The following is a 10,968-nucleotide window of genomic DNA, read 5'->3' as shown; positions in this document are numbered from 1 at the left end:
AATTTCTGTGCAGTTGTATTTACTGATTACATTAGATTATAATATTGAACTGTTCAATACGTATTCGACTGGAATAAGTATCCTTTCAATCTCTATTTTTTCGCTAGTAATATATTTTCTTATCAGACAATTTAAGGTTGCCGGCCATATTGAGATATAAATAGTGATATCATAGTAAAATTCGATAAGTTATATAGTTTTGTTCCTTTAAATTGAGATGGATGTATAACTTACAAGTAATTGTTTGTATAGTATAACCATCAACTATTTTGTAATAAATAGCAAATCAATGATTTAATTTATAATATTTTGCATATTTTTGCAATCCTTTAAAAAAACGAAAGGAGGTATATTAGCATATGATTATTATCAACGTAAAAGACGGCGAGTCTTTAGATAAAGCCCTGAAACGATTCAAGAAGAAATTCGAGAAGACTGGTGTATTAAGAGAACTACGCAGCCGTCAGGCCTATGAAAAGAAGTCTGTAACCCGTCGTACTATCGTTAAACGTGCCGTATACAAACAAAACCTTAACCTTGAGGTAATTTAAAATTCGTTATAAATTAATACTTTAAAAACTATTTGTATATTGCATATCATGTAATGTGCAAATAGTTTTTGATGTTTATAGAGAAATTCAGTAATTACATTCTATACGAAAAGCGATTTTCCGTGCACACCACGGAGGCCTATTTACAGGACTTGAATCAGTTTCAAGCTTTTCTTTCTTTACAGCAAATCGAGCTTGCTACGGTTAACTACCAGGATGTACGGGCATGGCTGGTTACTTTACTGGATTTATGTGGCCCGCGTACCATAAACCGAAAGTTATCCTCTTTACGTGCATTCTATAAGTTTCTAAATAGGGAAGGTCTTATAGCAAACAATCCATTACTTCAGATCAAGACTTTAAAGACGCCAAAGCGTTTGCCAGATTACCTGGAACAGGATGATCTGAATATGCTGCTTGACAGCAATACGTATTTTTCCAACGATTTTCAGGGCTTAAGGAATAAGCTAATCATTGAGCTTTTATTCGGCACAGGGATTCGTTTGTCTGAGCTGCTCAGTTTAAATGAGAATGATATTAATCTATATGAGGAAACCGTGCTTATCAATGGGAAAAGAAACAAACAAAGGCTAGTTCCATTGAACAAATCGCTTATTGAATTAATAAAACAGTACATTAGGGAAAAACATACCCAAGGTTTCGATTGTAATTTAAGTGTGTTAATCTTAACTGATAGGGGTGAAGCTGCGTACTCAGGTCTGATTTATCGGATTGTAAAAAAGCATTTAGCTTATATAACGACCAGGGATAAAAAAAGTCCGCATGTATTAAGACATTCTTTTGCGACAAATTTGCTTAATAATGGTGCCGATTTAAATTCGATAAAAGAATTATTAGGCCATTCAAGTTTGGCTTCAACGGAGGTATATACCCATAATACAGTTGAGCGTTTAAAATTAATTTATAAACAAGCCCATCCAAAGGCTTAAAAAAGGAGGCAAAATGAAAATTAGTGTTCAATCAATCCACTTCACAGCTGACAAAAAGTTGTTAGCTTTTATCCAGAAAAAGGCTGATAAATTAGATCAGATGTCAGATCAGATAGTAAGTGGTGAAATTTATTTAAAGCTTGAGAATACGGTAAGCGAGGAAAATAAGATCACTGAAATCAAAGTTATTTTACCTGGAAGTCAGTTGTTTGCAAAAGAACAATGTAAGACGTTTGAAGAAGCAACAGACCTGGCGATAGAGTCGCTGAAGAGACAAATTGATAAACATAAAATTAAAACAAAGCCTCATTTAAGTAATCATAAGGCAGAAATTGAAGCTCTTCCATCGGAAGATTTGTAAGAGGAACAAGTAAAAATTAAACGTAGACTGGCAGTTTAACCACTGTCAGTTTTTTTTTAAAATAAATTTTGTGGGGTACGTATTTTTTGTAGATTTGCAATCCCTTTCCGAGAGGTTCTAACGTGGAAATTTGAACAGGAAAAGGGTTGTTCTTTAAAAGTTTAAATTAATATTTTTTATATAGAAAAATCTCTTATCTTTGCAGCCCATTAACGATCGAGTTAATGTTTTGAAAATAAAGAGTAAAAAATTGCCTCCTTAGCTCAGCTGGTAGAGCAACTGACTTGTAATCAGTAGGTCATTGGTTCGATCCCGATAGGAGGCTCCAGTTTGGAGATTATAATGATCGACAATCAGGCTGGGGGGATACCAGAGCGGTCAAATGGGATGGACTGTAAATCCATTGCTTCGGCTACGAAGGTTCGAATCCTTCTCCCCCCACCAAAATCTTAGATTTTGAAGTTACGTTTCCTTTATGGATTCGAAACTTTAAAGTCCGGGACTGGAAGTTTTAAGAAATAAAATAAGCGGAAGTAGCTCAGTTGGTAGAGCGATAGCCTTCCAAGCTATAGGTCGAGAGTTCGAACCTCTTCTTCCGCTCCATTTTAACAGTAAGCAGTCGGCAGTTTGCCGTTTGCAGTTTTGTGTTTCAGGGTATAGTGAATAAAAACTGTAAAATGACGAATAAGCCGATGTAGCTCAGCGGTAGAGCACTTCCTTGGTAAGGAAGAGGTCATGGGTTCAATTCCCATCATTGGCTCGGTTAAGGTATATAATCAAATACAATTAAAATAAAATTAACCTACTAATTAGTATAAAAAAATGGCAAAAGAAAAATTTGACCGCAGTAAGCCACACTTAAATATCGGTACAATCGGTCATGTTGACCACGGTAAAACTACTCTTACTGCAGCTATCACTAAGGTTTTAGCTGATGCTGGGTTTTCTGAAGCACGTTCATTTGAATCAATTGACTCTGCTCCAGAAGAAAAAGAAAGAGGTATCACAATTAATACTGCTCACGTTGAGTATTCTACAGCAAAACGTCACTATGCACACGTTGACTGTCCAGGTCACGCGGATTACGTTAAGAACATGGTTACTGGGGCAGCTCAGATGGACGGTGCGATTATTGTAGTTGCTGCGACTGATGGTCCGATGCCACAAACTCGTGAGCACATCCTTTTGGCCCGCCAGGTTGGTGTACCTTCATTGGTTGTTTTCATGAACAAGGTGGACATGGTTGATGATCCTGAGTTGTTGGAATTAGTAGAAATGGAAATTCGTGAACTATTATCTTTCTACGATTATCCAGGTGATGATATTCCTGTTATTCAAGGTTCAGCTCTAGGAGGTTTAAATGGTGATCCTAAATGGGTTCCTAAAATTCTGGAATTAATGGATGCTGTAGATAGCTACATTCCTATTCCTCCACGTTTAACTGAGCTTCCTTTCCTTATGCCGGTTGAAGATGTATTCTCGATCACTGGTCGTGGTACTGTAGCAACAGGACGTATTGAACGCGGTATCATCAACTCTGGTGAGCCCGTTGAAATTCTTGGAATGGGTGCTGAAAATCTTAAATCAGTTGTTACTGGTGTTGAGATGTTCCGTAAGATCCTTGATAGAGGTGAAGCAGGTGATAACGTAGGTTTATTGTTACGTGGTATTGAAAAAACTGATATCCGTCGTGGTATGGTTATTTGCAAACCAGGTACTGTAACTCCTCATACAAACTTCAAAGCTGAGGTTTATGTATTATCAAAGGCTGAAGGTGGACGTCACACTCCTTTCTTCAACAGATACCGTCCTCAATTCTATTTCCGTACAACAGATGTTACAGGTGAAATCACTCTAGCTGAAGGTGTTGAAATGGTTATGCCAGGTGATAACGTTACGATTACTGTTGAGTTGATCAATGCAATCGCAATGGAAAAGGGTCTACGTTTTGCAATCCGTGAAGGTGGTAGAACTGTAGGTGCTGGTCAGGTAACTGAAATTATTAAATAGTCAGATAAGGCCTTAGGGCTGATTCAGATATAATACTTTACAAAATACTCAGAGATTTTCTGAGTATTTTGTTCTAATAAGGTTTATTATACATCTCGAAAGAGAATTTTATATACGGGAATAGTTCAACGGTAGAATAGAGGTCTCCAAAACCTTTGATCAGGGTTCGAATCCTTGTTCCCGTGCTTAAAGTTTGCAAATATGTCTAACGTAGTTGAGTTTCTTAAAGATTCATATGAGGAAATGACCCATAGAGTGTCATGGCCAACTTGGGCTGAATTACAAAATTCTGCTGTAATAGTTCTGGTTGCTTCAGTAATCATTGCCTTATTAGTATTGGCAATGGATGAGTCTGTAGGTAACTTATTGAAATTATTTTATAGATCAGTTGCTAACTAAATGAGTGCAATTATGAGTGATCAGCTGAAGTGGTATGTTGTCCGTGCGGTTAGTGGTAAAGAAAAGAAAGTAAAGCAATATCTTGAAGCGGAGATAAATCGTTTGGGTATGGCACATTTGTTGCCGCAGGTATTGATCCCGATGGAGAAATACTACCAGATGAAGGAGGGTAAGAAAATTGCGAAAGAACGCAACTACTATCCTGGTTATGTTTTGATTGAAGCTGTCCTAGATGCGGAATTAGAGCATGTTATTAAGAATATTACCAGCGTTATAGGTTTCCTTGGCGAAGGTAAGGGTGGCGCAGCAGTTCCAATGCGCCCTGCAGAGGTTAATCGGATACTAGGTAAGGTAGACGAAATGAGCCAGCAGAGTGAAACTATGAATGTTCCTTATTATGTTGGCGAAAATGTCAAAGTAATGGATGGTCCGTTTAATGGTTTTACTGGTGTGATTGAAGAAGTTAATGAAGAGAAGAAAAAGTTGAAGGTGATGGTTAAAATCTTCGGACGCCGTACTCCTCTCGAACTTAACTACATGCAGGTAGAAAAAGAATAAATTTTATAAGGGCTTAAATGTTACAGCTTCCAACTATTAACATTGAAGTAATAAATAAATAAACAAAAATGAAAGAGGTCAGTGCCTTAGTAAAGTTACAAATCAAGGGTAACGCTGCAAATCCTTCACCTCCAGTAGGACCCGCATTGGGTGCAAAGGGTGTGAATATCATGGAGTTTTGCAAGCAGTTCAATTCTAGAACCCAAGATAAGCCAGGTAAAATATTACCGGTTGTAATTACAGTCTATGCTGATAAGTCTTTTGATTTTATCATTAAAACCCCACCGGTAGCAGTCCAATTATTGGAAGCTGCAGGTCTGAAAAGTGGATCGGCAGAATCCAATCGTAAGAAGGTTGCTGCTATATCCTGGGATCAGGTAACAACAATTGCTACTGATAAAATGCCAGACTTAAATGCCTTTACTGTAGAGTCTGCTATGAAAATGGTAGCAGGTACAGCACGTAGTATGGGAATTACCATTTCTGGTAATGCACCCTGGAACAGTTAATTAATTAAATCAGTTAAGAAGTGGCTAGATTATCAAAAAATCAAAAAATGGCACTCTCCAAAATTGAGGTTGGAAAGTCATATTCTTTAGTTGATGCTGCGGCATTGGTTAAGGAAATCACGACAGCCAAATTTGATGCTTCCGTAGATATCGATGTTCGTTTGGGCGTTGATCCTCGTAAAGCAAATCAAATGGTTCGTGGTATTGCGACTCTACCTCATGGTACAGGCAAGACTGTTCGTGTTTTAGCTTTAGTAACTCCTGATAAGGAAGAAGAAGCTAAAGCTGCAGGAGCAGATTTTGTAGGACTGGATGAGTATATCGCCAAAATAGAGGGGGGATGGACAGATGTGGATATCATTATCACCATGCCTAGTGTGATGGCAAAAGTAGGTAGACTTGGACGTATTTTAGGTCCCCGTAACCTGATGCCGAATCCAAAATCTGGTACTGTAACTACAGATGTAGGTAAAGCAGTAACAGATGTTAAAGCAGGTAAAATTGACTTCAAGGTTGACAAGACTGGAATTATCCATACGTCAATTGGAAAAGCATCTTTTAGTGCTGATAAAATCTACGAAAATGCGTTGGAAGTTCTTCAAACATTATCTAAATTAAAACCATCAGCATCAAAAGGAACATATTTTAAGAGTGTTCATATCTCTTCTACTATGTCACCTGGAATAAAAGTTGAAACTAAATCAGTAGGGGGAATCTAATCATGAGAAAAGAAGAGAAACAAGAAATTGTTCAAGCCCTTACCGAACAGATTAAAGAATACGGTAATTTCTACATCACCGATACTGCTAATCTTTCAGTTGCAAAGGTAAATAAGATCAGACGTAAGTTTTTTGAAAACGGAATCACAATTCAGGTAGCAAAGAATACGTTAATCCTTAAAGCTATTGAAGCAGCAGGTGTTGATCCTACAGAGTTCAGTGAAGTGTTAAAAGGTGCCTCGAGTATCTCATTTTCAACAGTAGCTAATGCTCCTGCGAAATTGATCAAGGAACTAAGAAAGACTGGTGATAAACCACTTTTAAAGGGTGCTTATATTGATAGCGCTATATTTATCGGTGATAACCAGTTAGACGCACTTGTTACCCTTAAATCTAAGGAAGAACTTGTTGGAGACGTTATCGCATTGTTACAATCTCCTGCTAAGAACGTTATTTCCGGATTATTATCTGGTGGTGCTAAACTTGCAGGCTTAGTTAAAACATTACAAGAAAGAGGTTAAGTAAGGCACCTGTAAGCTCTTATAATTTAAAAGAAATATATTAAAATTTAAATACAATGGCAGATTTAAAAGCGTTTGCTGAGCAATTAGTAAACTTGACTGTAAAAGAAGTTAACGAGCTAGCTCAGATCTTAAAAGATGAATATGGTATTGAGCCTGCTGCTGCTGCAGTAGCAGCTGCTGCTCCTTCTAACGATGGACCTGCTGCTGTTGAGGAAAAAACTACGTTTGACGTGATCCTTAAAGAAGCAGGTGGTGCTAAATTAGCAGTTGTTAAATTGGTAAAAGACCTTACTGGTCTTGGACTGAAAGAAGCAAAAGATTTAGTTGATGGTGCTCCGAAAGAAGTAAAAGTAGGTGTATCTAAAGAAGAAGCTGAATCCCTGAAGAAACAATTAGAAGACGCAGGAGCTGTAGTTGAAGTTAAGTAATTTCTTGACTCAATAAATTTATACTTTAGACTCCGGTTTTCACCGGGGTCTATTGTTGTTTGTATTGTACCCATAGTTGTTTGACTTACGACATGGTTTACAAGATGCCCGATAAGTCACAGTTTTGATAAACTAAAATCGTAATCCATTGGCAACCAAAAATCAAAGCGAAAGAATAAACTTTGCGACCAGCAAACACGTAATCGACTATCCCGATTTTCTGGATGTGCAACTGAAATCTTTCAGGGAGTTTTTTCAGCTCGAAACAACCTCTGACAACCGCCATCAGGAAGGATTGTTTAAGGTTTTTGCTGAAAACTTCCCGATTTCTGATTCAAGAAATATCTTCGTTTTAGAGTTTCTTGATTATTTTGTAGATCCACCCCGGTATTCCATTCAGGAATGTATTGAACGTGGTTTAACTCACAGTGTTCCATTAAAAGCAAAATTGCGTTTATCATGTAATGATGAAGAGCATGAAGACTTTGAAACGATTGTTCAGGATGTTTATTTGGGGACTATCCCTTATATGACTCCTAAAGGAACGTTTGTAATCAATGGTGCTGAACGTGTTATTGTGTCTCAGTTACATCGGTCACCGGGAGTGTTCTTTGGACAAAGCCGTCATACTAACGGTAGTAAATTGTATTCAGCCCGTGTAATTCCATTTAAAGGATCATGGATTGAGTTCGCGACTGACGTAAATAACGTCATGTATGCTTACATTGACCGTAAGAAAAAGTTTCCGGTTACAACCTTGCTTCGTGCAATTGGTTATGATTCGGATAAAGATATTCTTGAATTATTTGAACTTGCTGATGAGGTTAAGGTCAGTAAATCAGGCTTAAAGAAATATGTAGGTCGTAGGCTTGCAGCAAGGGTTCTGAAGAAGTGGGTGGAAGACTTTGTGGATGAGGATACAGGTGAGGTAGTTTCTATCGACCGTAACGAAATCATCCTGGAGCGTGAAACTGTACTTTCTGAAGATCATATTGATATGATCATTGATGCAGGAGTTAAAAGTATTATCCTGACAAAGGAAGATGCTTCTAATAACGCAGATTATTCGATTATATATAACACGCTTCAAAAGGATACTTCTAACTCCGAAAAAGAAGCCGTGGAACACATCTACAGGCAGTTGCGTAACGCAGAACCACCTGATGAAGAAACTGCACGTGGTATTATCGACCGCTTGTTCTTCTCAGACAAACGTTATGATTTAGGAGATGTAGGTCGTTACCGTATCAACCGTAAGCTTAAGCTTAGTACTTCTGAAGAAACTAAGGTGCTTACGAAAGATGATATTATTGCTATTGTTAAATACCTGATCAAACTGATCAACTCTAAGGCTGAAGTGGATGATATTGACCATTTATCTAATCGTCGTGTACGTACGGTAGGTGAGCAGTTATACGCCCAGTTTGGTGTTGGTTTGGCTCGTATGGCAAGAACAATCCGTGAACGTATGAACATTCGTGATAACGAAGTGTTTACGCCAACGGATCTGATCAATGCACGTACGTTGTCATCGGTAATCAACTCTTTCTTTGGTACCAATCAGTTATCCCAGTTTATGGATCAAACCAATCCACTTGCTGAGATTACACATAAACGCCGTCTTTCGGCTTTAGGCCCTGGTGGTCTTTCCAGAGAACGTGCTGGTTTCGAAGTTCGTGATGTTCATTATACGCATTATGGTCGCCTTTGTACAATTGAGACTCCGGAAGGTCCGAATATTGGATTGATCTCTTCTCTTGCTGTGCATGCGAAAATAAACAATCTTGGATTTATCGAAACCCCTTACCTTAAGGTAGATAAAGGGCGTGTGGTAGTTGAAGAACCTGTTATTTATCTTTCTGCTGAGGATGAGGATGGTAAAACCATTGCTCAGGCGAATGCACATTATGATGAACACGGTGTGTTTGCAACACCTAAGGTTAAAGCCAGATTTGAAGGTGACTTCCCGGTTATTGAACCGGAGAGACTTGATTTAATTGACATTGCTCCGAATCAGATTACTTCAATCGCAGCGTCATTGATTCCTTTCCTTGAACATGATGATGCGAATCGTGCCTTGATGGGCTCGAATATGCAACGTCAGGCTGTTCCATTATTGCGTCCGGAAGCTCCTGTAGTTGGTACAGGTCTTGAAGGTCGTGTGGCACGTGATTCACGTACCTTGATTAATGCGGAAGGCAGTGGTGTGGTTGATTATGTTGATGCAAATGAAATCCGTATTATTTATGATCGTAATGATGATGATATATTGGTTTCTTTCGACGGCGAGTCAAAATCATATAACTTAATTAAATTTAAGAAAACGAATCAGAGTACTTGTATCAATTTGAAGCCTATTGTTAAAAAAGGACAACGGGTTGAAAAGGGTGAAGTTCTTTGTGAAGGATATGCGACACAGAATGGTGAATTAGCATTAGGTAGAAATCTTAAAGTGGCATTTATGCCTTGGCAGGGTTTCAACTTTGAGGATGCTATTGTAATCTCTGAGCGTGTAGTATCTCAGGATATCTTCACTTCATTACATATTGAAGAATTCGAACTTGAAGTTCGTGATACGAAACGTGGTGAAGAAGAATTGACTCCTGATATTCCTAATGTTTCTGAAGAAGCTACTAAAGATCTTGATGAGAATGGTATCATTCGCGTTGGGGCTGAAGTAAAAGAAGGTGATATTTTGATTGGTAAGATTACTCCGAAAGGTGAATCTGATCCTTCTCCTGAAGAAAAACTATTAAGAGCAATCTTTGGTGATAAAGCAGGTGATGTGAAAGATGCTTCGTTGAAAACTCCTCCTTCTATAAGGGGTGTGGTAATTGACACTAAGCTGTTTTCACGTGCGAAGAAAACTTCTAAAGCGGAAGAAAAAGCACAGTTGGAAAAACTGGATTCTTCTCATAACAGAGCTTCTAAGAGTCTGAAAGAAAGTTTGATTGAAAAGTTGTTCACTATCGTAAATGGTAAGACTTCGCAAGGAGTGTTTAATGTTTACAAGGAGCTTCTTGTGCCTAAGGGTGCTAAGTTTACGCAGAAAATACTTACTGAGTTGGAATATGCCAACATCAATCCTACAAAATGGACTACTGATGATGACAAAAATGACTTGATTAAAGCTTTACTGCATAACTATAACATTAAGCTTAACGAAGAACTTGGTGCTTACAAGAGAGATAAGTTTGCAATCAGTGTAGGTGATGAGTTACCTTCAGGTATTGTTCAGATGGCTAAGGTTTATATTGCCAAAAAGCGTAAGCTTAAGGTTGGTGATAAGATGGCTGGTCGTCACGGAAACAAGGGTATTGTGGCAAGAATCGTTCGTGATGAAGATATGCCATTCCTGGAAGACGGAACACCTGTAGATATCGTACTTAACCCACTGGGTGTGCCTTCCCGTATGAACCTTGGACAGATTTACGAAACTGTATTAGGCTGGGCAGGTAAAGAACTTGGAATAAAGTTTGCTACACCAATCTTTGATGGTGCTTCACATGAAGAAGTAGAAGAATGGGTTGCTAAAGCCGGGGTTCCACCTTCAGGCCGTACCTATTTGTATAATGGCTTAACCGGCGATCGTTTTGACCAGCCAACAACAGTAGGTATTATATACATGCTGAAACTTGGACACATGGTTGATGATAAGATGCATGCGCGTTCAATTGGACCATATTCATTAATTACACAACAACCATTGGGTGGTAAAGCTCAATTTGGGGGTCAGCGTTTTGGTGAGATGGAAGTTTGGGCACTTGAAGCATTTGGAGCAGCTAATATTCTTCAGGAAATATTGACCGTTAAATCGGATGACGTGGTAGGACGTGCTAAGACTTATGAAGCGATTGTTAAGGGTGAAACCCTTCCAACTCCTTCAGTTCCGGAATCATTCAACGTATTGGTTCATGAATTAAGAGGTCTTGGTTTAGACATCACGTTAGATTAGTTAC

General features: G+C 38.4%; 11 protein-coding genes and 5 tRNA genes. All 16 read left to right on the top strand.

Going from position 1 to position 10,968, the window contains the following annotated elements:
• Window positions 1–359 precede the first annotated feature (359 nt).
• The 16 genes from rpsU to rpoB all read left to right on the top strand — a co-directional run bounded on the left by rpsU (window position 360) and on the right by rpoB (window position 10,964).
• Window positions 360–551, top strand: coding sequence for a 30S ribosomal protein S21 (gene rpsU, locus BFL47_RS15630; protein WP_016197098.1), 192 nt, complete (start codon window positions 360–362; stop codon window positions 549–551).
• Between the two features lie 71 nt (window positions 552–622).
• Entirely contained in the window at window positions 623–1,501 is an 879-nt protein-coding gene (locus BFL47_RS15625) for a tyrosine-type recombinase/integrase (protein ID WP_069660732.1), read from the top strand.
• Window positions 1,502–1,514: 13 nt separating this feature from the next.
• Complete coding sequence (gene hpf, locus BFL47_RS15620; RefSeq protein ID WP_069660731.1) at window positions 1,515–1,862, top strand: ribosome hibernation-promoting factor, HPF/YfiA family; 348 nt, start codon at window positions 1,515–1,517, stop codon at window positions 1,860–1,862.
• A gap of 252 nt (window positions 1,863–2,114) precedes the next feature.
• Window positions 2,115–2,190: transfer RNA gene (locus BFL47_RS15615), tRNA-Thr, on the top strand.
• Between the two features lie 32 nt (window positions 2,191–2,222).
• A tRNA-Tyr gene (locus BFL47_RS15610) sits at window positions 2,223–2,306 on the top strand.
• Window positions 2,307–2,389: 83 nt separating this feature from the next.
• Window positions 2,390–2,465 (top strand) — tRNA-Gly (locus BFL47_RS15605).
• 85 nt (window positions 2,466–2,550) lie between these two features.
• Window positions 2,551–2,622: transfer RNA gene (locus BFL47_RS15600), tRNA-Thr, on the top strand.
• A 62-nt stretch (window positions 2,623–2,684) separates the two neighbouring features.
• On the top strand, window positions 2,685–3,872 hold the full coding sequence (tuf, locus tag BFL47_RS15595) for an elongation factor Tu (RefSeq protein WP_069660730.1): 1,188 nt from the start codon (window positions 2,685–2,687) through the stop codon (window positions 3,870–3,872).
• 114 nt (window positions 3,873–3,986) lie between these two features.
• Window positions 3,987–4,057, top strand: a tRNA-Trp gene (locus BFL47_RS15590).
• 16 nt (window positions 4,058–4,073) lie between these two features.
• The gene (gene secE, locus BFL47_RS15585) at window positions 4,074–4,271 is read left to right on the top strand and encodes a preprotein translocase subunit SecE (protein WP_069660729.1); all 198 of its coding nucleotides are present in this window, start codon (window positions 4,074–4,076) and stop codon (window positions 4,269–4,271) included.
• A gap of 12 nt (window positions 4,272–4,283) precedes the next feature.
• Entirely contained in the window at window positions 4,284–4,829 is a 546-nt protein-coding gene (gene nusG / locus BFL47_RS15580) for a transcription termination/antitermination protein NusG (protein ID WP_040300607.1), read from the top strand.
• Between the two features lie 68 nt (window positions 4,830–4,897).
• Entirely contained in the window at window positions 4,898–5,338 is a 441-nt protein-coding gene (gene rplK / locus BFL47_RS15575; protein WP_016197092.1) for a 50S ribosomal protein L11, read from the top strand.
• Window positions 5,339–5,358: 20 nt separating this feature from the next.
• Window positions 5,359–6,057, top strand: coding sequence for a 50S ribosomal protein L1 (gene rplA / locus BFL47_RS15570; protein WP_069660727.1), 699 nt, complete (start codon window positions 5,359–5,361; stop codon window positions 6,055–6,057).
• A 2-nt stretch (window positions 6,058–6,059) separates the two neighbouring features.
• On the top strand, window positions 6,060–6,578 hold the full coding sequence (gene rplJ / locus BFL47_RS15565) for a 50S ribosomal protein L10 (RefSeq protein WP_069660726.1): 519 nt from the start codon (window positions 6,060–6,062) through the stop codon (window positions 6,576–6,578).
• A 56-nt stretch (window positions 6,579–6,634) separates the two neighbouring features.
• Window positions 6,635–7,009: a 50S ribosomal protein L7/L12 gene (gene rplL, locus BFL47_RS15560; protein WP_069660725.1), complete on the top strand. Its 375-nt coding sequence runs from the start codon at window positions 6,635–6,637 to the stop codon at window positions 7,007–7,009.
• Window positions 7,010–7,157: 148 nt separating this feature from the next.
• Window positions 7,158–10,964, top strand: a complete 3,807-nt coding sequence (rpoB, locus tag BFL47_RS15555; RefSeq protein WP_069660724.1) for a DNA-directed RNA polymerase subunit beta — start codon at window positions 7,158–7,160, stop codon at window positions 10,962–10,964.
• Window positions 10,965–10,968: the final 4 nt, after the last annotated feature.

It is taken from the genome of Arcticibacter eurypsychrophilus, assembly GCF_001730525.1.
GTDB lineage: Bacteria > Bacteroidota > Bacteroidia > Sphingobacteriales > Sphingobacteriaceae > Arcticibacter > Arcticibacter eurypsychrophilus.
The sequence above is the reverse complement of the archived record's forward strand: the minus strand, read 5'-3'. Positions and strand labels throughout refer to the sequence as shown.